Here is a 22,487-nt window from a genome sequence, read left to right on the forward strand (position 1 = left end):
TCATCGCAATGCCTTGGTGAGTTCGACAATGCCGCCCTGTGTTTCGAGCCATTCCTTGAAGGTCGCGATGCCGGCATCGCGATCGACGACCGGTCGGTAGCCGAAATCGCGGGCCGCCGCGCCGGTGTCATAGGTGGCACTGCGGGTCATCAGCGCCACGACATAGCGCGACAGCGGGGGCGACCACCTCGTCGCGATGGCCGGGACTTGCCAGACGGTCTCGATGACGCGCACCAACCCGTTGATCAGGCGTCGGTTCGGCGTTCTGGTCGGCGGCCGATAGCCGAGATCCGTTGCCACCGTGCCGAGGAACTGCCACACATTGGTCTGCTCGGCATCGGCGATGAAGTATGCCTTGCCGCCTACCGCATCCGAGCCGATAACCTTGACGCAGGCGTCGACGATATTGTCGACGTGGCACAGCGATGCGAAGACCTCGCGTCCGAATGACAGGTCCGGCAGTTTGCCCGCGGCCGTTCGGCCGAGTAGTCGCACGATCGGGCCGGACCGATCACCCGCACCCCAGATCGCCCGCGGCCGCAGCGCACAGGTGATGAATCCGGGTGCGTTCACGGCTAGTACGGCGCGCTCGGCAGCCGCCTTGGTCTCGGAATAGAGGTTCAGGTAGCGCCGCGGATACGGTATCGACTCGTCGATATCGAGCTGATCGCCGCCGTCGTAGTCCATCAGCGCACTGGGACTGGAGATGAAGACGAAACGCGAAGCGCCGCCGCGCCGCGCGGAATTCAGCAGTCGCTCGGTGGCCCGAACATTCTCGTCCCAGAACTGATCTCGGGTGCCGCGCTCGTCAACTCTGGCGGCACTGTGGAATACGATATCGACACCGTTGGTGGCCCGTGCCAGCGACAGCCCGTCGGCGAGATCACCGTAGACGACTTGGACCTGATCGACGGCCGCGCCGAGATCGCTCAGATCGCTACTGCGCCGCACCAGGATGGCGACATCGTGTTCGCCGTCACGGACCAGTCGGCACACCAGCGCACCGCCGAGAAATCCGGAGGCGCCGGTTACCAGCACCTTGCTCATCGCATCTTCTCCACTCCCGTGTGCTCCCGGCCGGGCTGGGTCCGCCACCAGGTCATTCCGAAGATCTGGGTCAGCACGGCCGTCTCGACCCTGGACCGCCCCGAACCCTCGGCCGCCCGCAACGCCGCCGGGATCTGCGCTGCGTGCACCACGAAACTCAGGAATGCGTCGATCCACCAAATACCCTGCAGGACTCGGCTTTCCGGGACCCGATCCGTTGCGGCCGCGGCAACGCCACCGGCCAAATACAGCCAGCCCAAGACGGGAATCGCCCGCAATACAGTTGATTTCATCGGGTCGCTCCGAGTTTCTCGGTCGCCCATACCGCCAACTGCTCGCGTCCGATCTTGGCGTTGTGCCGGATATCCACCGGGAATTTCGAGTGCACAAGGAAGTCGCCGATCGTCCGGGTCAGCTCCGACTCGGACGCACGGGCCCGCAGTGCGGCCTCGACGGTCGTGGCATCCCCCTCCGAGCGCAGCTCCACACACAGAACGGGTCGCTGAGCACCTCGCTCGCCGACCCCGACCAGCGCTGTCCGCGCGACGCCCGCAACGGTATTGAAGATCTGCTCGACCTGAACGGTGAACATCGGCCCCTGCGGGGTCAGCACCCGCTGACTCTTGCGCCCGCAGAACCAGATCCGCCCCTGCTCATCTATCCACGCCAGATCGCCGGTGCGATGCCAGATCACCATGCCATCGACAATCTTGCCCTGCGCGTTCGCCTGCTCCGGCCAGTAGTAGCGCGTGCTGACATTCGGCCCGGAGACGACGAGCTCGCCGATGCCGCGCGAGTTTTCGAGTTCGCCAGCGAGCTGATCGACGCGCTGCCAGGTCGGAATCGGATCGTCGGTAATGGCGACGATCCTGGCCCGCACCCGATCCGCGGGCCGGCCGATACAGGTGCCAGCACCGCGATGGGTGCGCTCGACCAAACCATCGAACAACTCCCGTGATTCGATGGTCGACATCGGCAACGCCTCGGTGGCGCCATAGCCCGCGTACACCCGGGCGTCCTCGGGTAGCACCGCGCGCAGCCCGGCGATACACCAGTCGGGGACCGGAGCGCCGCCGGAGTAGACGCTGCTCAACGACTTCAGCTCGGTCGGCTGCTGTTCGAGGCGGCGCAGCAGCGGGATCAGTACGGCGGGCGAGGCGAACATGGTGCGCACCCCGAACCGCTCGACCGCATCCACGATATCTTCGGGATCGGTCGAGCCGACCCGGCTCGGGATCAACGGCGGCAGCACACACCGCGCGCCGAGCAGCAGATCGAGTATGCCCAAGAGCGGCAGCGTGATCAGCGAGGTCTCCGGCGCGATATGGCCGCGGGCCGCATGGACCTGTTCGATCATGGCCGCGAGGTTCCCGTGGGTCATCTCGACGGCTTTGGCGGGTCCGGTACTGCCGGTGGTGAACCCGATCACCAGCGGATCGCCGTCCGCAGCGGGTTGGCGCGGCGGCGCAACCCCGGCGGGTGTGGTACCCCAATCCCGCAGTGTCGCACCGCCCCAGAACCAGCGTCTGCCGACGGTGACGGCGGTGCGGACGCGGCGGAAGCTGCGCCGGAACAACACTCGCAACGCATGCGCCTGCGGTATCCCGATGAAGGCCTCGGCCTCAGCGGCCCGCAAGCAGCGCAACATCTTTCGCACACCCATGCCCGGATCGATGACGACGGGCACCGCACCGATCTTCAACAGTCCGAACATCACCGCGTACAACTCCGGGCCGGGCAGTACGAGCACGATGGTGCGCGTGCCGGTCCCGACACGGGACGCGGTCAGCCGCTCGGCAATGGTGTCGGACCACCGGTCGAGCTCGCGATAGGTGACCGTGCGGTAGTCGGGCAGGCCGTCGGGATTGCGTCCCTGCGGGAAGATCACCGCCGCGCGATCCGGTTCCGCGCGCGCGAACGTGCGGAATCGGTCGATGGGCTGCCAGTAGGTCAGCGTCGTCACGCGGGCGTCCCCACGAGTACCGGCAGTCGGTAGAGCACGGCCGCGGCCGAAGGCCCCGCACCCGCCGCCACGAACAGCACATGGCTGTGCGCCGCGAACGAATCCTCGGTGACCGCCCGGTCATAGGCCAGCGGCAGCGCCGCGGTGTGCGGATCGCCCTCGGACAGATCGGCCGTCCGCACCGAATCCGCCGCGATGCCAAGGGTTTTCGCGAGCCGGACCGGGAACACGGCGCTCGGGGTCGAGGCGATGAGCACCGTGCTCGACAGGTCGGCGTGCCCCGCCTCGGCGAGCGCGGCTCGCGCGGCGCCGGCGGCCACGCCCAACAGTGTGTCCTCGAAGCCCGGCTCGCGGACCACCGTCATCAGTCCGCGTCCGAGCGCACCCATGGTCGCGGTGTCGACGAACGACTCGACGGCGGCCGTACCGTCGCCCCGGTCGATATGCACCCGTCCGAACCCGACGGGTTCGTCGGTCTGCTCCAGCAGCAGCGCCGCTCCTGAAGTGGCATAAGGGAATTCGTCATCGGCTGCCGAGCGGGTGAGCGACGGATGGGTGTCCCCGGAGACGATGAGCACATGCTCGACGCTGCCGGTTTCCAGGATCGACGTGGCCACCTGGACCGCGTTGAGCACGCCGACCGCGCCGTTCATGAGATCGAAGGAAAAGGTCCGCGGATCGTCCTTGCCGTACTCGAGCCCGATGCCCGCCGCCTTCTGGATCAACGCGGAGACGGCCGGTTCGACGGTATTGGAGTCACGGAACACCCCGGCGTTGATGAATACCCCGACTTGGTCGGGACGCACACCCGCCCGCTCCAAACTTTCGCGCGCCGCGCGGGCACTGTGCTCGACGATGCTGTTGGTGTCCTTCGTCCGGCTGGTTCCGGTGGACTTGATGCGCACGCCCATGGTTGACCTCAGACCTTCAGGGAGGAGATGGTGGTGGACAGGAAGCCGGTCACGACGCCGGAGGCCGCGGGGATCATCAACAGCTTCGACCCCGACGGCAGCTTCTGATCGCTGAGCTGATCGTGCAGGACGATGAAATGCGAAGTGGTCGAGGTGTTTCCGTACTTCTCGATAACCCGCAGGTCCGGCGGCATCGGCACCCCGAACTCGCGCTCGCCGATCGCGGACAGCCACGGCAGCGCGGCGGCGCCGAACTGGTGGTGAATGATGTAGTCGAACTTCTCGTCGGCGAAGGTCGTGCCGCGGGCCTCCAGGTAGTTGCGCTGGGTGTCGGTCCAGAGCACGAACCGATCCTCGTTGTGCATCTTGCGGTTGTCGGTATAGAGCGCGACGCCCTGGGTTCTATCGCTCGGCATGCCCAGACATAGATGCGAATGCTCTGCGGCGGTCATCAATTCGATGTAGTGGATCTTGTCGGCATCGTCGACCGCGCGGTCGAGCACGATCGCACAACCCGAATCACCGACCGACAGCGAGGCGAATTGCAGATCATATTTCTCGGAAATCTCGTTCACCGCGGTATCGGCAATGGGAGTAATGGCCTCACCGCTCACCACCATGCCATTGCGGACCGCACCCGAACGGATCATCCGATCGAGAATGTAGGTGCCGGTCAACATTCCGGCGCAGGCGTTGGAAATATCGAAGGTAATGGCTTTGTCGGCACCGAGTTGTTTGCCGATCGAGGAGGCGAACGACGGTTCCATGTACATCCGGGTGCCGTTCCTGCTGCGCGTGATCGAGGTCGAGATGATCACGTCGATATCCGCCGCGGCATACTGTGACCTGGAAAGACAGTCCTGCGCCGCCTTGATGGCGAGGGCGAAGGAGTCCTCATAACTGTCCGGTCGGGTGTCGTGGACGCGGCGCTCCCGTACTCCCGTGATCCGTTCGAGATCGAACGACGGGGGTTCGGCCAGCCTGGAGATCAGCTCCTCGGTAGAGACGATATTCGAGGGGAGATAGGCGCCGATGGATTCGAACCGAGAATGCGACACTTGCGCTCCTGGAAAACGTTGATGAATACGGTTCCGGATCGTCTCTGATCGTCGGTGCGACGGAACGCTACCGGACGGTAACCAGTGATGGATATGGGCAGTGTGCACGAATCCTTCTGGGACAGTTTAACTTTCGTGGCTACGCTGGGGTGATGCACGATCGATGTGAGTGACCTCACTGCGCGCCGCACACTGGAGAACCGGTCGGTATCGGTCGCTTGTCCAAAGTTTCATTCGAGGGTCTTGTTTCCGAAGACAACAGGTCAACCGATAGGCTGGAGGCGACGTCGACGCGAATCGGCGTCACGCCACCCACCGCATACCGGAGGATGAGAGCTATGACGACCGCTGGCGAGCACGTCGATGTGCTCATCGTCGGTGCCGGACTGTCCGGGATAGGTGCGGCGTATCACCTGGAGCGGGCTTTCCCGCGGCGGACCTATGCGATTCTGGAGAGCCGCGACGCGATCGGCGGAACCTGGGATCTGTTCCGCTATCCAGGAATTCGCTCGGACTCCGATATGTACACCCTCGGCTACCGCTTCCGGCCGTGGCTGGGGGAGAAGGCGATCGCCGACGGTGACGACATCCTCGACTATGTGCGCGCCACCGCCGCCGAAAGCGGGATCGACCGGCATATCCGGTTCCGGCATCGGGTGATCGGCGCCGAATGGTCGTCGCGGGACAACAGGTGGACGGTACGGGCCGAACGGATCGATACCGGCGAAACCGTCACGCGCACTGCCGGATTCCTGTTCTGCTGCTCAGGTTACTACCGCTACGACGAGGGCTACACCCCGGAATTCGCGGGCACCGAGCGGTTCGCCGGGCCGATCATCCATCCGCAGCACTGGCCGCGCGATCTCGATGTCGCGGGTAAGCGGGTGGTGCTGATCGGTAGCGGCGCGACCGCGGTCACGCTCGGGCCCGCGCTCACCGAACAGGGCGCGCACGTGACGATGCTGCAACGCTCACCGAGTTACATCATCTCCGCACCCGCTCGCGACGATCTCGCCGTCAAGGTACGCAAATTCCTACCGGCCCGTGTTGCCTACGCCGTGGCAAGGGCCAAAAACGTCGCGCTGGCCACCGCGATATACCAACTGAGCCAACGGTATCCGGAATCCATGCGCAAGCGGATCAAGGGCTGGCAGCGGCGCTGGCTGCCCGAGGGATACGACATCGACACGCACTTCACCCCGACCTACAACCCATGGGATCAGCGACTGTGCCTAGCGCCCAACGGAGATTTCTTCCGTGCGATCCGCAAGGGGCAGTTGGATCTCGTAACCGATAAGGTCGAGACGTTCACCGAGACGGGGCTGGCCCTCGCCTCCGGCGCGACCCTCGACGCCGATATCGTCATCACCGCAACAGGTTTGAACCTGCTCGCCTTCGGTGGCATGGGACTCGCGGTCGACGGGCAGCCGCTGACACTGTCGGAGCACATGGCCTACAAGGCGATGATGCTTTCCGACGTGCCGAACTTCGCGTACATCATCGGCTACACCAACGCCTCATGGACGTTGAAGGCGGATCTGGTGTGCGAGTACGTCGTTCGACTACTACGCCATATGGTCGACAACGGGTACGCCCGCTGTACGCCGGTACGCGATCCATCGGTCGGTGCGGCATCGCTGTTCCTGAACTTCAACCCGGGGTACGTCCAGCGCGCCGTGAGCCAATTCCCGATCCAGGGCACCAAGGCGCCGTGGCGCCTGCGGATGAACTACCTACGCGATGTGGTGACACTGCGACACGGGAAGATCACCGACAGCGCGATGGTGTTCGAGCGGCCGCGAGATCGGGATCCGGTGTCGACGCAGGGGTAGCCCGGGGTCAGTGCGCCTGCTGCGGCGTGGACGACCGTGCGCCGGCAATATTGCGCAGCACGATGGTCGCGTGGTCGTCGAAGCGTTCCCGTGCGACCGCGATGGTGCCATCGAGCCACGGGCGATACATGTAGGCCATCGCGCCGAAAATGGCGTTCGAGTTGAGGCTGTTCTCGAACTCGTCCGGCATGGATTGCGGTCCGTCGGCCAGTGCGATCGTCAACGCGATCGGGGCGGTGAACAGTTCGATGAGTTCATTGCCCCGGTCGCCGAGCACGCGCGTGGCCTGCGATTCCACGAACATGATCTGGCCGCGCCGTCGATCCTCCAGCAAATAATCGGTGAACGCCGAAATGGCGTGCCGGAATAGCTTCTGGGGTTCGGGTGGGGCGGTGGCGAGCGCCGCCAGCAGTTGTTCCTGTGCGCCGAGGACGACCGTCTCCAGCGCCGCTGTGAGCAATTTTTCGAGATTCGGGAAGCTCTCGTAGAAGTAGCGCTCGGTCAGTCCGGCCTGTCGGCAGACCCCGCGCATGGATATATCGGACGCTCCGATCGTGGCCATCAGCTCGATGGCGGCCTCGATGAGCTGTTCGCGGCGCGCGGCGATCCGGTCGGCCGGGGGTGTGCCGCGCCAGCGGCGCATGCCCGGTATCGATCCATCGGAAACGGCGTCGTTCATAGCTCGATCCTCCCATAGCCGGGAAGTTGACATCATGTGATGTTGACAGCATTTGATGTCGGCAATACATTGACGATCTACGGGACCAGACGTGAGGACCATCAGATGGGCACTACGTACGCCGATCAGGCTCTTGCCATCAACGCGCGGGACGTCAGCTTCGACTTCGACTCGGTGCCGATGCACTACATCCCCGGCGAAGTCATGGCCACCCACATCATCAATGTCATGCACCTGGTGCTACCCGAAGGGGAGCGGGCCATGGCGCAGGCGCTGGCCGAGGCGCTGCCGCTGATCGACGATGAGCGATTACGGGAAGAGGTCCGCGGTTTCATCGGCCAGGAGACCATGCATGCCGGTTCGCACGAAAAGGCCCGTCGGCAACTGGAGCGGCTCGGCCTCGAGGTCGCTCCGATGGTGGATCGCCTCGCCTGGTTGATCGACCGGGTGCTGGGCGACCACGGACTCTCCGGCCGGGCCAAACATGAATGGCTGTGTGAGCGTTTGGCCCTGTTCGCTGGGATGGAGCACTACACCGCCGTCATCGGCGAATGGCTGCTGACCAACGACAAACTGGCGGCGAAGGGGATGCATCCGGCGATGCTGGATCTCATCCGCTGGCACGGTGCTGAGGAGGTCGAGCATCGCAGCGTCGTCTACGACGCGTACATGCACCTCGACGGCGGCTATGCCCGTAAGGCGCGTCAGGCACTGATCGCGAGCTCGGGATTGCTCGCGCTGTTCCTGATCTCGGGGGCCTATCTGTTCCATCGCGACCCGTCGCCGAATAAGGGCAGGTGGTGGCCGCTGCAGATGGCCAGTGCGTCACTGCGCGGCCTGGTGCCGAATTTCACCACCTTCTTCACCGAGATTCCGCGCTACTTGCGGCCGGGATTCCATCCCTCGCAACTCGGTCCGATGGATAACGCGCTGCGCTATCTCGCGCAGTCACCAGCGGCACGGGCAAACGCATGACTGCCGTGGAGGAGCAGTTCCGGCCGGGGGCCGGGCTGCGGATGATCGCATCGGCGGTGGACACCTACAAGCGTGTCTTCACGGAAGGCAAAGCGGCGCCGCTGCTTTCGCGGCCACAGCCGGTGCGCCACACCGGCTACGATTTCGAGCTGGCGATCATCGGGATCGAGGCAGAGGCCGACGAGGTGGTCAGCCTGACGCTGTGTGATCCGGACGGCGCGGATCTGCCCGCGTGGACGCCGGGTGCCCATATCGATGTATTCCTGCCCTCGGGGCGGCAGCGGCAGTACTCGTTGAACAGCGATCCGGACGATCGCAGCTGCTACCGAATCGCGGTGCGGTACATAGCCGATGGCGATGGTGGCTCCCGGGAGATCCACGAGAGCCTGCGCGTCGGCGATCGGCTGCGGGTGCGTGGCCCGCGCAACGCCTTCCCGTTCATCGCCGCGCCGGAATATCTGTTCGTGGCCGGTGGCATCGGGATCACACCGATCCTGCCGATGGTCACCGCGGCCGAGCGGGCCGGAACACCGTGGCGGCTCATGTATTTCGGTCGCTCGCGTGCGCGGATGCCATTCCTGTACGAGCTGGCCCGCTTCACCGGCGGCGATGTGGTGGTGCGTCCGGACGATGAATTCGGGGTCCCGGATCCGCGCATGATCTTCGAACAGACGCCGACCGGCGCCGCGGTGTACGTCTGTGGGCCACCGCCTTTGGCGGAGGCCGCACGCAGGGTGCTGTCGCTGCACGACCCGACCGCTTCGCTGCATACCGAGCGGTTCTCGGCGGTGCCGGTGCGCGATAGTACGTCGTTCCGTATTCGGTTGCGCCGCAGTGGGACCGAGGTGACTGTCGCATCCGACGAGTCCGCGCTGACCGCGATTCGGCGGGCCCTGCCGAGCGTCGCGTATTCGTGCCAGCAGGGATTCTGCGGGACCTGCCGGGCGAGTGTGCTCTCCGGCGAGATCGAGCACCGGGACCGGGCGCTGCTGCCCGGCGAGCGGAGCAACGCGATGCTGACCTGTGTATCGCGTTCTCGTGGTGGTGAAGTCGAACTGGATCTGTAGGAGTTTCACTCCACCGCCGGGAAGATGCCGGGCAGTGTCATGGCGTATTCGAGGTCGGCGCGGGTGCCGAGCGTGGTCAGCAGGACGCGGATCATGGTAAGTCGTGCGGCGGCAACGGTTTCCGCGTCCGGCTCGGCGTCCGGCTCAGTGCCCGCGGAGATGCGGTAGACCACGTATTCGCAAACATGCAGCGCCGCATCGAGATCGAGCGGCGAGGGGATCGCGCGGCCGAGTTCGGCGAAGGTTTCGCGCACCAGCGCGCGGATATCGTCGAGTGCCCGTTCGCGATAGGCCGATACCGGTGAGGCCGGGTCGTGCAGTTCGGCGAAGAGCGGTCGCAGCATCGCGCCGTGTCCACGGGCCCAGTCCAGGTAGGCGTCGATGAGCCGGATGCCCAGTTCGACCGGCTCATCGGGGCCGGTCAATGCCGTGCCGATGCCGTTGACGAGTCCGTCGTTCGAGGCGTCGAGCACGACGTGCAGCGGTTCGGTGGCATTGCCGAAATAGCGGTAGAAGGTTGGTCGGGCCAGTCCGGCCTGTTCGATGATCTGAGCGACGCTGAGCCCGCGCGAGCCGTTGCGGGTGAATACCGCGGCGGTCGCGAGCACGATTCTGGCGCGGACCTCCTCGGCCTGCTCCTGGGTCTGCGGTGGGCGGCCGCGGCGGGCCGCGCCATTCGCCGGGGATGTGTCAGTGGACATGGTGATGCCTCACAACTCGAAGCCTGACCTGTCTGTGTTCCACACCCGACAGCTTGACACGAGGTGCGGCCCGAGGATTAATCTAACACTAGTGTTCAGGAAATGGTCGGACGTGCGCCCACCGCTCCTGCCGTGTCCACCAGACCCATGAGAGGGCCGACAATGACGACCGCCCGCCAACTGGCCGAACCGACCGCGTTACCCGGCGCCCTGGTGCAACCCCTGCTCGACCGCGCGATCGCGGGCGGCGCACCCGCGGTCGCGGTGTTCGCACCAGCGACCGGACACAAGATCGCGGATCTGCCGCAGTCTTCGACCGCCGACATCGAGACCGCCTTCACCACCGCGCGGACCGCACAACGGGAGTGGGCCCGGCGCTCGGTCCGCGAGCGGGTCGCGGTGCTGCGCAAGTTCCACGACATCGTGCTCGCCGAACAGAACACGATTCTCGATATCGTGCAGACCGAGACCGGTAAGTCACGAGCGCACGCGTTCGACGAGGTCGGGGATGTGGCGGTCAATGCCAGGTACTACGCGTCGGTCGCGGAGAAGTTGCTGGCCACCCGTAAGCCGCGGGGCGTGCTGCCGGTACTGACGCAGGTCGATGTGCGGCACCGGCCCAAGGGCGTGGTCGCGGTGATCTCGCCGTGGAACTATCCGCTCGCGCTGGCGGCCTCCGATGCGTTGCCTGCGTTGGCGGCCGGAAATGCCGTGGTCGCGCGGCCGGATAATCAGACGGCGCTGACCGCGCTGTGGGCCATCGATGCCGCCGAGCGCGCCGGTCTGCCGCGCGGACTGTGGCAGGCGGTGCTCGGTCGCGGGTCGGTGATCGGCGGCGAGGTGATCGCGCGGGCCGACTATGTCGACTACACCGGGTCCAGCGCGACCGGCCGGACCATCGCGCAGCATGCCGGGGAGCGGCTGATCGGTTATTCGCTCGAGCTCGGCGGCAAGAATCCGCTGTTGGTGCTCGCCGATGCGGATGTGTCCAGGGCGGCAAAGATCGCGATTCGGGCCTGCTTCGCCTCGGCCGGTCAGCTGTGCGAGTCGATGGAGCGAATCTATGTGCACGACAAGGTCTATGACCAGTTCGTCAGCGAATTCGTCGAACACGTGCGGGCGATCGAATTGGGCGGTGGGCTCGATTTCACCAGTGATATGGGGTCTTTGACATTCCAGCGCCAATTGGACACGGTCCGTGCGCATGTCGATGATGCGGTGGCCAAGGGGGCGAAGGTTTTGGCGGGCGGTAAGGCTCGCCCCGACCTCGGTCCGTACTTCTACGAGCCGACCGTGCTGGCCGGGGTACGGCCCGGGATGACGGTCTATCGCGAGGAGACCTTCGGGCCGGTGGTCTCGATCTACCGCGTCGGCAGCGACGATGAGGCGGTCGAGCAAGCCAATGACACCGCTTACGGGCTCAATGCGAGTGTGTGGACCAAAGATATCGGTCGAGGTCGCAAGGTTGCCGCGCGCATCAATGCGGGTTCGGTGAATGTGAACGAAGGTTTCATCGCGGCCTGGGGGAGCGCGGATGCGCCCTCGGGTGGGCTCGGAATTTCTGGTACCGGGCGTCGGCACGGTCCCGAGGGGTTGTTGAAGTACATCGACACCCAGACGATCGCCGTGCAGCGGATGCTGCCGATCGCGCCGCTGCCCGGGATGTCCGAGGAACTGTGGGCGAAGACGATGACGCTGTACTTCGGGGTCATGAAGGCATTGCGGCAGAAGTAATTGCACCAAAGCTATTTCGAGATGGATCAGGATTGGGACGAATGAAACTGGATACGGTAGCGGATAAGAAGGTCCTGGTCACGGGTGCCGCGATGGGCTTGGGCAAGCTGTTCGCCGAACGTGCGGTGCGCGAGGGCGCCGCCACAGTGGTGCTGTGGGATATCAATGAATCCGCGCTCAAAGAGACGGCGGTCGAGTTGTCCGGTCGCGGTGCGGCCATTCACTACTACGTGGTCGACGTCGCCGCACAGGACTCCATCGCCGCGGCCGCGGCGACGGTGCGCGCCGAGGTCGGCGATATCGATATCCTGGTCAACAATGCGGGCATCGTGCGCGGTAACAGCTACTTCTGGGAGACGACCGATCGCGCCGATATCGAGAAGACGATGGCGATCAATTCCCTTGCGCCGATGTACATTACGCTCGAGTTCCTGCCCGCCATGGTGCGGGGCAGCGGCGAGGCGCGCGTTATGACCATCGCATCGTCGGCAGGCCTGGTCGCCAATCCGCGCATGAGCGTCTATGCGGCCTCGAAGTGGGCGGCGCTGGGTTGGTCGGATTCGGTGCGCATCGAGTTGGAGCAGGCGGGTCACGACCACGTGAAGGTCACCACGGTGTGTCCGACCTACATCAATACCGGAATGTTCGATGGCGCAAAAGGTTTCCTGTTCACGCCGATTCTGGAGCAGGATGATGTCGTCGATACCTCATGGCGGGAAATGAAGGCCGGTAATCCGCTGGTGATCCTGCCGTGGACGTCGCGGCTCAACAAGGCGATCTCCGGACTGCTGCCGATCAAGTTGCGTGATCTGTTCCTGAGTTCGGTTGGCGTGTACCACTCGATGGAAGAATTCACCGGCCGCAAAAAGTCGAGTTCGGCCGCCTGATTACAGCGTTGTGGTGAGCTGCGCGACGCCTGATGCTGTCGGGATTTCCCGTACGCGCCCGAGCGGGCGTGTGATGTCCTGGGTCGAGGATCATGATGTCGACGAGTGGGTCGAGCGGCTCGCGCCCCGGGGGCGCGGTGGGTCGATCCCCTCTCCACGGCAAGGCCGATGTGCCTATCTTGCAGCGGGTTTGGTGCCGATGACGACGGTGGCGTAGAGCTCGTCCGATTCCGCCATGCGCCCCGTGAGGCCATGCTCGGTGAGGACAGTGATCGCGTGCGGCACTTGGGTTTCGCTGGCCTCGACCAACAGGTGACCGCCCGGTGCGAGCCAGGTGCGTGCGGCGTCGACCACGCGGCGGAAGATGTCCAAGCCGTCGGATCCGCCGTCGAGGGCGCTGCGTGGTTCGTAATCGCGTGCTTCGGGCGGCATGTGGGCGATCATCTCGGATGGCACGTAGGGTGTATTGGCGAGCAGGATGTCGATGCGGCCGCACAGTTGGCGGGGGAGCGGGTCGAAGAGATCGCCCTGGTAGACGGCCGCGCCGATCGGAGTGAGGTTGCGGCGGGCGCATTCGACTGCGGCGGGTTCGACATCGGCAGCGGCCAGGTCTATTCGGCGGCCTTCGGCCGCAAGGGTTGTCGCCAGGGCAAGACCCAATGCGCCTGAACCACAGCACATATCGACGACGACGGGGTGCTCGGTGGGTAGCGTGCGGGCGAGATCAGCAGCCTCGTCGACGAGGAAGGCGGTGCGCTGGCGCGGTACGAAAACATCCGGGGCGACCGCGACTCGCAGTCCGTGGAATTCCGTCCAGCCGAGCAAGTATTCCAATGGTGTTCCCGAAACCCGTTGCGCGACCAGATCCGCCAGATCGACACCGGTTTCCGTCGCCGCGGTGGTGAGCAGCCGCGCCTCATCCTCGGCGAACACGCAGCCCGCCGCACGTAGTTGCGCGACCACATCGGTACTTCCCGCTGACATCACTGGGCCATCCTGCCCTGTGTCGTGGGATCGGACCAACCGGTTCACGCTGCGGATCGGCCTGAGGCCGTTTCGAAACGTGTGCGGGCGGGCCGCACCCGAATCCGCTCGCCCGTCGTCGATACGGGCGAGCGGATACGGAACTCAGCGGGTCGTGGCGAGCTGGAAAGTGCGTGTCGCGTCGAGATAGATGCCGCGCTGCGCCTGCCTGGCGGGCGGCGGCAACTGCGATACCAGCTGCTCGAGCGAGGTGGTCGCCCCGACCACTCGCGTACCCGCGACGATGAAGTCGGCGACCGCGCGCCGGATGTGATTCGGTGAGGTGACCACGACCGCGCTGTCCGCGCCCACGTCACGCAGCATCTTGGTGCTGAACAGCGCGTTCTGCACCGTCGACCCGGCCCGGCTCTCGACATTGACCCGGGAGGCGGGCATACCCTTACTGACCAGCCAGGCCCGCATGGCCTCGGCCTCGCTGATCCCGTTCTGCGGATTGCCGCCGGTGACGATGATGGGCGAGAGGGGCGCGGCGACCGCCTGCAGCCATGCCGCCGTCAGCCGGTTCACCAGCTCGGGGCGCAGCGAACCATCCGGGAGCAAGCCGAACCCCAGTACCACGATTCCGGTCTGAGGCCCGACGAGCGCGGGCAGCGGGTTCGGCAGGGTGCCGATGGCGGCGCCGATCGCGCCGAGCACATTATTGGTGCCCTGGGCCATCTGCGGGTCGATGGCGGTGAGGCGCGCTATCGAATCGGCCATGGCGGGCAGGTCAGCGGCGTAATGCGACCAGATCGCCTGCAGTGCCAGGGCCTCGGCGTCGGCCGGGTCCGCGGCGATGAGTTGTCGGAGTTCGGCGCGTCCGGCGGCATCGTCGCCGTCGGTGAAGGCGCGCTGGGCGGAGTTGTAGAGGGCGTCGGTATTCGGCGCCGCGAAGGCGGGCGCGCTGGACAGCCCGGTGATGGTCGCGGCCGCGAACGTGGTCGCGACCCATAGTTTCCAATGCCTCGATATCGTCACTACAGTTGACACCTTTCCGCGCGTGAAACGGGGCTTTCGGTAGGTCAGCTGGCAGTTAGCCGTGGGCGAGCAACATCACGATACGACTGGTAGAGGCCATAGTCTGGTAATTGCCGGACGGAATCCGCGCGTTATTTCCCGCAGCCGGGCAAATCGGGCGGCGCGAGGGTGACCGCTCGAACCGGCCGCGGGGCGCAGCCGATAAGGTGTGACAACGTGGATACCGTTTCGCTGTCCGGCAAGGAACTCGCCGCCGCCATCAACGCCGACACCAAGGAGCGCGCCGCCGCGCTCACCGCGAGCGGAACCGCGCCGCGCCTGGCGCTGATCGTGGCCAATGACGATCCGGCCAGCGCCTGGTACGTGAACTCGCTGCGCAAGGCCGCCGAACGCCTCGGAATCGCGTGCGACACGATCGATCTCGGCGCCGATGCGAGCATTCAGCAGATCCGTGACGAACTGACTGCCCGCAGCGCGGACGCCAGCGTCGACGCCATCATGCTGCAGACCCCGCTGCCCGCCGGTGTCACCCTCGACGACGTCAGCTCCGCGATCGCCGTGGCCAAGGACGTCGACGGCGTCAGCCCGCTGTCGCTCGGCCTGCTCGCCTCCAACCTGGACGGCTTCGTCCCCGCCACCTCCGAGGCCGTCGTCGAACTACTCAAGCATCACGAAATCCCACTCGCCGGCCGCCATGTCGCCGTCGTCGGCCGCTCCAACATCGTCGGCAAGCCGCTGGCTCAACTCCTGCTCGCCGAAAACGCCACCGTCACCATCTGCCATTCGCGCACCACCGACCTCCCCGCCGTAACCTCCGCCGCCGACATAGTCGTAGCTGCCGCGGGCCGCATCGGCCTGGTCACCGGCGACCACATCCGCGAAGCCGCCACCGTCGTCGATGTAGGCACCAACGAGTCCTCCGACGGCAAAATCGTCGGCGACGTAGCCGCGGACTCTGTACGCGGCAAAGCCTCCGCCCTCAGCCCGGTCCCCGGCGGCATAGGCCCGGTAACCACCGCCCTCCTCATGCGCCACGTAGTAGTCGCCGCCGAAAACGCCCGCCGGGCCTGATCGCCTCGCGCCCCAACGGGTTTCGACGCCACGCGGGTGTTGGCGACGCGCCGTAGCACTGCAACATCGGCCGGTACGGCGACGATGCGATGCTCATGCAGGGGAATCCAAGGCGCCATCACGCACCGTTCGATGCCGGGTTCGGGTCGTTCACCATCGTCGATGTAGAGACATCGGGTCTACGGGCGGGCGCTCATCGGGTCCTGTCGGTTGCGGCGTTGACGCTCGAGGGCGACGGCAGTGTCACCCGCGAGTTCCACACACTGGTCGATCCAGGGTGTGATCCGGGACCGGTGCATATTCACGGGCTGACCAGAGACATACTCCGTGGCTGGCCGCCCTTCGAGGATGTGCGCGAACAACTTTCGGGGCTGCTCACCGATCGGGTCATGGTCGCGCACAACGCGCAATTCGACTACGGCTTCCTGGCCGACGAATTCACTCGCGCCGGTGCGGTACTTCCGGTGGCTCGACGGTTGTGCACACTAGCCCTGGCTCGCCGGGTGTCGCCGCCCACTCCGGACTACAAACTGGGCACCCTCGCGTCCTACTACGGTGTCCAGCAAGCGCACGCGCACAACGCCCTCGACGATGCCCGAGTACTGGCCGGGGTGCTGCGCGCATTGATCGCAGACGCCGCGGGGCTCGGTATCGCACCGCCACTGCTGGCTTGCCCGCCGAAGGAGAACTATCGGAGCAGTTGGGGTCTGCCGCAGTCGCGCAGCGGACCGAAGGTGCCGTGCGAGTTCACATATCCCGGTCGACTCGAGACCGGGGGCCGCCTCGTGCAGGGGATGAAGGTGGCGATCACCGGCGACACGGTGGCCGATAGGGTCGCGTTGATCGCACGCGCCGAGGCGGCCGGGTTGGAGGTGAGCGGGGCGGTGAGTCGGCGGACGAGCGTTTTGGTCACGAATTCGCCCAATTCCGGAACAGGGAAGGCGCGCAAGGCCATCGAGTGCGGTACACCGGTTGTCGGCGAGGCGGGATTCTTGAAGCTGCTGGAAGATGTGTTGCCAGGAAGGCGTAAGGACGCGGCCGGAGTGGCCGAGACCGTGGTGCCGAGAAAGCCGGTACCGAAGCCCGCACCGAGGGTGACCGGTCCGCTATCCGGACTACGTGTCTTGGTGCTCGGCGGCACCCACGATGCGGCGGTCGCCGTGCGCGCTCGGATCGCGGAGCTCGGCGGGTCGGTCGCGGTGAATATGTCCGCGAGTGTGACCGATGTGTTGGCGCTGTCCGGTGCGCACACCGATCGTCGATATGCGAAGGCCACCGAACTCGGGTTGCGGATACATGGTCCGGAGCTGTTGGACCGGACTGAACCGGTCTCGACGTCGAAGGCCGCGACGGCGACCGAGGCGATGATGCTTGCCCGCGGGCAGGTGATCGATCTGCCGATCGCCGAGCGCGGCACCGTGTGGAACCTGCGCGCGTCGTGGGCGCAAAGCGGCAGTTGGGACGTGGACCTCGTCGCTTTCCTCCTCGATGGTGACGAACAGGTCGTCGGCGACGAAGACTTCGTCTTCTACAACCAGCCCGAATCCGCCGGCGCCCGGTTGGTCGCAGACGGACCGAACGAGCAATCGCTGACCCTTGCCCTCGACGACCTGCAGGATCACTGCCGTCGGATCGTGGTGGCCGCAGCATTGGACGGCAGCGGCGTGACCTTCGGCGATGTCGGCGCCATCGAGATCGAGGCATCTCCGGGCATTGAGGGCGGCATCGTCGCCCGATCCGCCTTGGACGCCGCGACCGAAGAACGAACGCTGTTGCTGGCCGAGGTGTACCTGCGCGGTGCGAGCTGGCGACTGCGCGCCGTTGGACAGGGCTACCCGACGGAGCTGGCCACCCTGGCCCGCGGCTACGGCGTCGATGTCGCGGACTGAACGTTCGGCGGCCGGACACACCATCGAGAGCGAGCGCGCCATCGGAACGGCCGATACCGCAAAGCATCTCGCACAGCGATTCGGTCCACGCCCCGGGCCGGTGATGCCGCCGACGCGCTGTGGGCGCTCACACACCCGAGTTGGCTGATCGGTTGATCAATCGCCGCGGATGGGGGTGGGACAAGTATCAGGTATCGCTCAGCACCGCTGCCGACGCGCGACTCGGCCCGGAAACTGTTATGCGAGTGCGGAATCCGCCGTCATGCGGGTTTGATGTTCGCGTTGCGATGGAAGACGTTGTCGGGGTCGTACTCGGCCTTGATGCCGGCCAGTTTTGCGTACTTGGCGGATCCGTAGGATGCGCGGACTCGGTCCTGATCCGGGTCCACCATGAAATTCACATACCCGCCCTGGTTGGAAGAGAAGGGGCGCAATGCTTCCCACGTCGTGCGCGCCCACGCCCGGTCGACTGCCAACAGGTCGGCATCGGGGGCCTCGGCATTGATATTGCATACATAGTGCGGGGTGCGCGCGCCGCCGAACGCCGTATCGTCCGTGTCGACTTCACAGAAGGCGTCACCGAGCGTGAAGATCGGCATGAACGTCATCGGCGATGCCTTGTTGCCCGCCTGTTCGGTCAGTATCGCGATCACCTCGTCGGAGAAGTCGTCGAGATCGAGTGCCTTCTCATAACCGTGAATGCCCCACGGCGCCGAGGCGTCGAGCATGGACTGCAATCCGACATAGGGGATCGGCGTGACGAATTCGAACAGCGGCGTCACGGCCTCCCGAATCGGCGCTACTGTGCGCGCATGGTCCTCTGCGGCGCCGAAACCGGCGACGATGAGGGCGTGGCCCGGCACAAGATGGTATTGCTCGGGTACGAAAGGCGCTGGCGGTGCGGACAATCCGACGATCACCAAGGCTCCCGTCCCGTGTGGCAGGGCGGGAATGAACTCGCGGCACAACCGCAGCGCAGCGGCGCCGTCCTGCAGTCCCCAGAAGAACAGTCCGAGGTGCACTTCGGGCCCGATCGGGTGCAGGCGGAATTCGAATTCGGTGACGACTCCGAAGTTGCCACCGCCACCGCGCAGCGCCCAGAACAGGTCGGGATGCTCGCTTTCGGACGCGCGCACGATCCGGCCGTCCGCGAGCACGACCTGTGCCGAGACGAGGTTGTCGATGGACAGTCCGTGCATGCGAGACAGCCAACCGAAGCCGCCACCGAGGGTGAGGCCGCCGACGCCGGTATCACTGATCACCCCGCCCGGTACGGCCAGCCCGTGCACCTGGGTCGCGGTGTCCATATCGGCCATCGTCGCGCCGCCGCCGACACGGGCGCGACGGGTTTGCGTATCGACTACGACGCTGTTCATCACGCCGAGGTGGACCATCATCCCGCCGTCGCCCACTGCGGTGCCGCTATAGGCGTGCCCACCACCGCGGACGGATACCTCGAGGGCGTGATTCCTGGCGAAAGCCAGCGCCGCGGCCACATCTTCGGCGGACAGGCACTGCGCGATCACCGCGGGTCGCCTGTCGATATCACCGTTCCAGACGGCGCGGGCATCGTTGTAGCCCGCATCGTTCGGCCCGAATACAGGGCCACGCATCACGGCTCGCAGTGCTATGAGGTCGGCGCTCACGGTTTGGGTCATGGTAATTCTCCAGCCACCAGGGTCCCCGACCACTCGTTCGACAGGGCCGGTCACGCATGATGCGTCGCCGACTCTCGCTGCGGCACCGGCTGTCACTGGCGGTGCGACCAATAACCGCGCACATGCTCGACGTTCACATGTGGCGTGCATCACAGTGTATTTACTGAGGTGATCAGTGTCGATGTACGTCGCGGTGCCCGCTGGTCGACCTCGACCGCCGCGATCAGCTGGTCGCAGCGTTCGAGTCCAGGGCTGCCAGCAGGCCGCGGAGGGTTTCGCGCTGCTCGGGGCTGAGCGTGGCGAAGAGTTCTTCGGCGGCTCGGCGGCGGGCCTCGGCCATATCGGACAGGGTGGTTCGGCCGGAATCGGTCAGGGTCACCAGAGTGGATCGGCGGTTGGTCGGATCGGGGGTGCGGGCGACCAGCCCGGCGGATTCCAATGCGTCGACGACGGTGGTGGCCGAGCGGGGAACGATGCCGAGATGTTCGGCCAATGTGGCCATGCGGAGGGGCTCGTCGTGGTGGCCGATTATCCGCAGTGCGCGAGCTCGACCGGGGGTGATGCCCAACGGGGAGAGGCGGGCCGCCTGGTTGTGGCGGATGCGCTTGGCGGTGCGCAGGAACAGCTCGGGGAGATCGTGATCGGGAGCGGTGTCCATGATGCTGAGCATAGCTCATTGTTTTGGGAACAATTATGAGTCATGCTCAGTTTGATGACGTAGCTCCCTGGAAGGAGGCGCCTGTGCAGCCCCCACATCAACTTCGCCGGATCGTCCGGCTGTTTCGCCCGTATCGAGCGCGCCTGGCTCTGGTCGCCGTGCTCGTCGGTTTGTCTTCCCTGGTCGCGCTGGCATCGCCGTTCATGTTGCGCGGCATCCTCGACGACGCCCTCCCGCACGGCCGCACCGGTCTGTTGACCGCGCTCGCCGCGGGGATGGTCGCGGTCGCCGCATCGACCGCCGTCTTCGGCGTGCTGCAGACCTATATCTCCACTGCGGTCGGCCAAGAGGTCATGCACGATCTGCGTTCCGCGGTGTACGCGCAGTTGCAGCGAATGCCGTTGTCGTTCTTCACTACTACGCGCACCGGTGAGGTGCAATCGCGGATCGCCAACGATATCGGCGGCATGCAGTCGACGGTTACCTCCACCGCGACCTCATTGGTCTCGAACTTCACCACGGTGATCGCGTCGGTGATCGCGATGATCGCGTTGGACTGGCGGCTCACCGCGGTATCGCTGGTCATGCTGCCGTTCTTCGTCTGGATCAGTCGCCGCGTCGGTGACGAGCGCAGGAAGATCACCGCACAGCGGCAGCAGCAGTTGGCGGGCATGTCGGCGATCGTGGAGGAGTCGCTGTCGGTGAGCGGCATTCTGCTCGGGCGCACGATGGGGCGCTCGCCCGCGCTGGTCGACGACTTCGCGAAGGAGTCGCGCGGGCTGGTCGACCTGGAGATCCGGTCCGGAATGGCCGGGCGCTGGCGGCAGTCCACAATTCAGATCGTCATGGCGGCCATGCCCGCGATCGTCTACTGGGCGGCGGGATCGACCGTCGCGGCGGGACATCCGCTGGTATCGATAGGCACGCTGGTGGCGTTCACGACATTGCAGACGAGTCTGCTGCGGCCGATGGTCCAGTTGCTCTACACCGGTGTGGAGGTGCAGAGTTCGATGTCGCTGTTCGGCAGGATCTTCGAGTACCTGGATCTGCAGCCCGATATCGAGGAGCCGATAAAGCCGGTGCCGGTGCCGAATTCGGGAGTCGAAGGCGAGGTGCGCTTCGATCACGTCGGATTCGGCTACGGATCGGGCACCCGGGATGTATTGCGGGACATCGATATCACCGTGCCCGCCGGGTCCAGTCTGGCCATTGTCGGTGCGACGGGTTCGGGCAAGACCACACTCGGATATCTGGTGGCGCGGCTCTACGACGTGACATCGGGATCGGTCGACATCGACGGAATCGATGTGCGGGACTTGTCCTTTGCCGATCTCGCCGCCGCGGTCGGTGTGGTGTCACAGGAGACCTACCTGTTCCACGCGTCGGTCGCGGACAATCTGCGCTTCGCCAAACCCGATGCGACAGACGAGCAGTTGCACGCCGCCGCGCGCGCGGCGCAGATCCACGATCACATCGCGAGCCTGCCGGACGGCTACGACACGCTGGTCGGTGAGCGCGGATACCGGTTCTCCGGCGGCGAGAAGCAGCGTTTGGCGGTGGCCCGGGTGATCCTGCGCAACCCGCCGATCCTGGTGCTCGACGAAGCCACCAGTGCGTTGGACAACCGAACCGAGCAGGAGGTGCAGGCGGCCATCGACGCACTGTCGGAAGGTCGAACCACCATCACCATCGCGCACCGGCTCTCCACTATTCGCGACGCCGATCAGATCGTCGTCCTCGACCGCGGTCGGATCATCGAACGCGGCACCCACCGCGAACTCATGGATGCCGACGGCCGCTACGCCGCCCTCGCCTCCGGCGGTGACCTGCTCCGGGCCGCCTGACCCCGCCGCCGATCCGCACCCCTCCCGGACGCGACCGAGGGGTGCGGCTGTTGGGCTCAGACGGGTTCGGGCTCCGCGGCCGCGCGAATCTCGAAATCTTTTCTGGCGGTGAGGATTTCGCTGTGGTGCCGCACCGACCAGACGCCCATCGCATGGCTCAGTTCGCCCAGACTGGCACCCAATTCGGTCAGCGAGTATTCGACGCGCGGCGGGACGGTGGGGTAGACGGCGCGACGGACCAAGCCGTCACGCTCGAGATTGCGGAGCGTGCGGGTGAGCATCTTCTGGGTGATGCCGTCGAGTCGGCGGCGCAGGTCGTTGAAGCGCACCGGACCGCCCGCCATGCGCAGCACACCGAGGACCAGGAGCACCCATTTGTCCGCGAGCACGGTGAGCACCTCGCGCGCCGGACAGTTGGCCAAATAGGCCTTGACCAGGTTATCGGAGTCGGACCAGTCGACGATGGTATCCATCGGGAACCTCGGGATCATTGAAGTGCCTTCTTTCCTTTG

Annotated in this window: 20 protein-coding genes; 8 read left to right on the forward strand and 12 right to left on the reverse strand. The window is 65.6% G+C overall.

The annotated features are described in order from the left end of the window. The 5 genes from ACQP1G_RS18860 to ACQP1G_RS18880 are packed head-to-tail and all read right to left on the reverse strand — an operon-like array spanning position 1 to position 4,979. Positions 1-1,047 (reverse strand): NAD-dependent epimerase/dehydratase family protein, encoded by a 1,047-nt coding sequence (locus ACQP1G_RS18860; protein WP_433205892.1) that lies wholly within the window; start codon positions 1,045-1,047, stop codon positions 1-3. Next, positions 1,044-1,340, reverse strand: coding sequence for a hypothetical protein (locus tag ACQP1G_RS18865; protein ID WP_433205895.1), 297 nt, complete (start codon positions 1,338-1,340; stop codon positions 1,044-1,046). Before ACQP1G_RS18865 ends, ACQP1G_RS18860 begins: the two co-directional genes overlap by 4 nt. Then, positions 1,337-3,010: a fatty acid CoA ligase family protein gene (locus tag ACQP1G_RS18870; RefSeq protein ID WP_433205898.1), complete on the reverse strand. Its 1,674-nt coding sequence runs from the start codon at positions 3,008-3,010 to the stop codon at positions 1,337-1,339. Before ACQP1G_RS18870 ends, ACQP1G_RS18865 begins: the two co-directional genes overlap by 4 nt. After that, positions 3,007-3,921, reverse strand: a complete 915-nt coding sequence (locus tag ACQP1G_RS18875; RefSeq protein WP_433205901.1) for a hypothetical protein — start codon at positions 3,919-3,921, stop codon at positions 3,007-3,009. The genes ACQP1G_RS18870 and ACQP1G_RS18875 overlap by 4 nt, the downstream gene beginning before the upstream one ends. 8 nt (positions 3,922-3,929) lie before the next feature. After that, a complete protein-coding gene (locus ACQP1G_RS18880) occupies positions 3,930-4,979 on the reverse strand; it encodes a 3-oxoacyl-ACP synthase III family protein (protein ID WP_433205904.1) in 1,050 nt (349 codons plus the stop codon). 338 nt (positions 4,980-5,317) lie between these two features. On the opposite strand from ACQP1G_RS18880, the gene ACQP1G_RS18885 reads away from it, so the two are divergent. Then, positions 5,318-6,811: a flavin-containing monooxygenase gene (locus ACQP1G_RS18885; protein WP_433205907.1), complete on the forward strand. Its 1,494-nt coding sequence runs from the start codon at positions 5,318-5,320 to the stop codon at positions 6,809-6,811. 7 nt (positions 6,812-6,818) lie between these two features. Here the strand turns inward: ACQP1G_RS18885 and ACQP1G_RS18890 are convergent, their stop codons facing one another. Further along, entirely contained in the window at positions 6,819-7,490 is a 672-nt protein-coding gene (locus ACQP1G_RS18890; RefSeq protein ID WP_433205910.1) for a TetR/AcrR family transcriptional regulator, read from the reverse strand. 105 nt (positions 7,491-7,595) lie between these two features. Between ACQP1G_RS18890 and ACQP1G_RS18895 the strand changes: the two genes are divergently transcribed. Next, positions 7,596-8,465, forward strand: coding sequence for a metal-dependent hydrolase (locus ACQP1G_RS18895; RefSeq protein ID WP_433208634.1), 870 nt, complete (start codon positions 7,596-7,598; stop codon positions 8,463-8,465). Then, positions 8,462-9,532 (forward strand): PDR/VanB family oxidoreductase, encoded by a 1,071-nt coding sequence (locus tag ACQP1G_RS18900; protein WP_433205913.1) that lies wholly within the window; start codon positions 8,462-8,464, stop codon positions 9,530-9,532. The genes ACQP1G_RS18895 and ACQP1G_RS18900 overlap by 4 nt, the downstream gene beginning before the upstream one ends. 5 nt (positions 9,533-9,537) lie before the next feature. On the opposite strand, the gene ACQP1G_RS18905 is transcribed toward ACQP1G_RS18900, so the two are convergent. Further along, entirely contained in the window at positions 9,538-10,233 is a 696-nt protein-coding gene (locus tag ACQP1G_RS18905) for a TetR/AcrR family transcriptional regulator (RefSeq protein WP_433205916.1), read from the reverse strand. 162 nt (positions 10,234-10,395) lie between these two features. On the opposite strand from ACQP1G_RS18905, the gene ACQP1G_RS18910 reads away from it, so the two are divergent. Both ACQP1G_RS18910 and ACQP1G_RS18915 read left to right on the forward strand, forming a co-directional pair. Next, entirely contained in the window at positions 10,396-11,967 is a 1,572-nt protein-coding gene (locus tag ACQP1G_RS18910; RefSeq protein ID WP_433205919.1) for a succinic semialdehyde dehydrogenase, read from the forward strand. A gap of 41 nt (positions 11,968-12,008) precedes the next feature. Next, positions 12,009-12,854, forward strand: coding sequence for an SDR family NAD(P)-dependent oxidoreductase (locus tag ACQP1G_RS18915; protein ID WP_433205922.1), 846 nt, complete (start codon positions 12,009-12,011; stop codon positions 12,852-12,854). Positions 12,855-13,028: 174 nt separating this feature from the next. Here the strand turns inward: ACQP1G_RS18915 and ACQP1G_RS18920 are convergent, their stop codons facing one another. Continuing rightward, positions 13,029-13,838, reverse strand: coding sequence for a putative protein N(5)-glutamine methyltransferase (locus ACQP1G_RS18920; RefSeq protein ID WP_433205925.1), 810 nt, complete (start codon positions 13,836-13,838; stop codon positions 13,029-13,031). Between the two features lie 144 nt (positions 13,839-13,982). Beyond that, positions 13,983-14,855: a YdcF family protein gene (locus ACQP1G_RS18925; RefSeq protein ID WP_433205928.1), complete on the reverse strand. Its 873-nt coding sequence runs from the start codon at positions 14,853-14,855 to the stop codon at positions 13,983-13,985. A gap of 216 nt (positions 14,856-15,071) precedes the next feature. Here ACQP1G_RS18925 and ACQP1G_RS18930 point away from each other — a divergent pair, with 216 nt between their 5' ends. Both ACQP1G_RS18930 and ACQP1G_RS18935 read left to right on the forward strand, forming a co-directional pair. After that, on the forward strand, positions 15,072-15,926 hold the full coding sequence (locus tag ACQP1G_RS18930; RefSeq protein WP_433205931.1) for a bifunctional 5,10-methylenetetrahydrofolate dehydrogenase/5,10-methenyltetrahydrofolate cyclohydrolase: 855 nt from the start codon (positions 15,072-15,074) through the stop codon (positions 15,924-15,926). Between the two features lie 89 nt (positions 15,927-16,015). After that, the gene (locus ACQP1G_RS18935; RefSeq protein WP_433205934.1) at positions 16,016-17,815 is read left to right on the forward strand and encodes an exonuclease domain-containing protein; all 1,800 of its coding nucleotides are present in this window, start codon (positions 16,016-16,018) and stop codon (positions 17,813-17,815) included. Positions 17,816-18,075: 260 nt separating this feature from the next. On the opposite strand, the gene ACQP1G_RS18940 is transcribed toward ACQP1G_RS18935, so the two are convergent. Both ACQP1G_RS18940 and ACQP1G_RS18945 read right to left on the reverse strand, forming a co-directional pair. Then, positions 18,076-19,473, reverse strand: coding sequence for an FAD-binding oxidoreductase (locus ACQP1G_RS18940; RefSeq protein WP_433205937.1), 1,398 nt, complete (start codon positions 19,471-19,473; stop codon positions 18,076-18,078). Between the two features lie 223 nt (positions 19,474-19,696). Continuing rightward, the gene (locus ACQP1G_RS18945) at positions 19,697-20,131 is read right to left on the reverse strand and encodes a MarR family winged helix-turn-helix transcriptional regulator (protein WP_433205940.1); all 435 of its coding nucleotides are present in this window, start codon (positions 20,129-20,131) and stop codon (positions 19,697-19,699) included. A 35-nt stretch (positions 20,132-20,166) separates the two neighbouring features. Between ACQP1G_RS18945 and ACQP1G_RS18950 the strand changes: the two genes are divergently transcribed. Beyond that, a complete protein-coding gene (locus ACQP1G_RS18950; RefSeq protein ID WP_433205943.1) occupies positions 20,167-21,975 on the forward strand; it encodes an ABC transporter ATP-binding protein in 1,809 nt (602 codons plus the stop codon). 56 nt (positions 21,976-22,031) lie between these two features. On the opposite strand, the gene ACQP1G_RS18955 is transcribed toward ACQP1G_RS18950, so the two are convergent. Beyond that, the gene (locus ACQP1G_RS18955) at positions 22,032-22,448 is read right to left on the reverse strand and encodes a winged helix-turn-helix transcriptional regulator (protein WP_433205946.1); all 417 of its coding nucleotides are present in this window, start codon (positions 22,446-22,448) and stop codon (positions 22,032-22,034) included. Between the last annotated feature and the right edge of the window lie 39 nt (positions 22,449-22,487).

The organism is Nocardia sp. CA-107356, assembly GCF_050946365.1.
Classification (GTDB): Bacteria; Actinomycetota; Actinomycetes; order Mycobacteriales; family Mycobacteriaceae; genus Nocardia.

Excerpts from the sequence above, each read along its gene's own strand:
- ACQP1G_RS18875 (WP_433205901.1), bottom strand. The coding sequence starts at position 3,921 with ATGGGCGTGCGCATCAAGTCCACCGGAACCAGCCGGACGAAGGACACC.
- ACQP1G_RS18905 (WP_433205916.1), bottom strand. The coding sequence starts at position 10,233 with ATGTCCACTGACACATCCCCGGCGAATGGCGCGGCCCGCCGCGGCCGC.
- ACQP1G_RS18860 (WP_433205892.1), bottom strand. The coding sequence starts at position 1,047 with ATGAGCAAGGTGCTGGTAACCGGCGCCTCCGGATTTCTCGGCGGTGCG.
- ACQP1G_RS18935 (WP_433205934.1), top strand. The coding sequence starts at position 16,016 with ATGCTCATGCAGGGGAATCCAAGGCGCCATCACGCACCGTTCGATGCC.
- ACQP1G_RS18865 (WP_433205895.1), bottom strand. The coding sequence starts at position 1,340 with ATGAAATCAACTGTATTGCGGGCGATTCCCGTCTTGGGCTGGCTGTAT.
- ACQP1G_RS18895 (WP_433208634.1), top strand. The coding sequence starts at position 7,596 with ATGGGCACTACGTACGCCGATCAGGCTCTTGCCATCAACGCGCGGGAC.
- ACQP1G_RS18915 (WP_433205922.1), top strand. The coding sequence starts at position 12,009 with ATGAAACTGGATACGGTAGCGGATAAGAAGGTCCTGGTCACGGGTGCC.
- ACQP1G_RS18940 (WP_433205937.1), bottom strand. The coding sequence starts at position 19,473 with ATGACCCAAACCGTGAGCGCCGACCTCATAGCACTGCGAGCCGTGATG.
- ACQP1G_RS18890 (WP_433205910.1), bottom strand. The coding sequence starts at position 7,490 with ATGAACGACGCCGTTTCCGATGGATCGATACCGGGCATGCGCCGCTGG.
- ACQP1G_RS18950 (WP_433205943.1), top strand. The coding sequence starts at position 20,167 with ATGAGTCATGCTCAGTTTGATGACGTAGCTCCCTGGAAGGAGGCGCCT.
- ACQP1G_RS18955 (WP_433205946.1), bottom strand. The coding sequence starts at position 22,448 with ATGGATACCATCGTCGACTGGTCCGACTCCGATAACCTGGTCAAGGCC.
- ACQP1G_RS18910 (WP_433205919.1), top strand. The coding sequence starts at position 10,396 with ATGACGACCGCCCGCCAACTGGCCGAACCGACCGCGTTACCCGGCGCC.
- ACQP1G_RS18900 (WP_433205913.1), top strand. The coding sequence starts at position 8,462 with ATGACTGCCGTGGAGGAGCAGTTCCGGCCGGGGGCCGGGCTGCGGATG.
- ACQP1G_RS18945 (WP_433205940.1), bottom strand. The coding sequence starts at position 20,131 with ATGGACACCGCTCCCGATCACGATCTCCCCGAGCTGTTCCTGCGCACC.
- ACQP1G_RS18885 (WP_433205907.1), top strand. The coding sequence starts at position 5,318 with ATGACGACCGCTGGCGAGCACGTCGATGTGCTCATCGTCGGTGCCGGA.
- ACQP1G_RS18920 (WP_433205925.1), bottom strand. The coding sequence starts at position 13,838 with ATGTCAGCGGGAAGTACCGATGTGGTCGCGCAACTACGTGCGGCGGGC.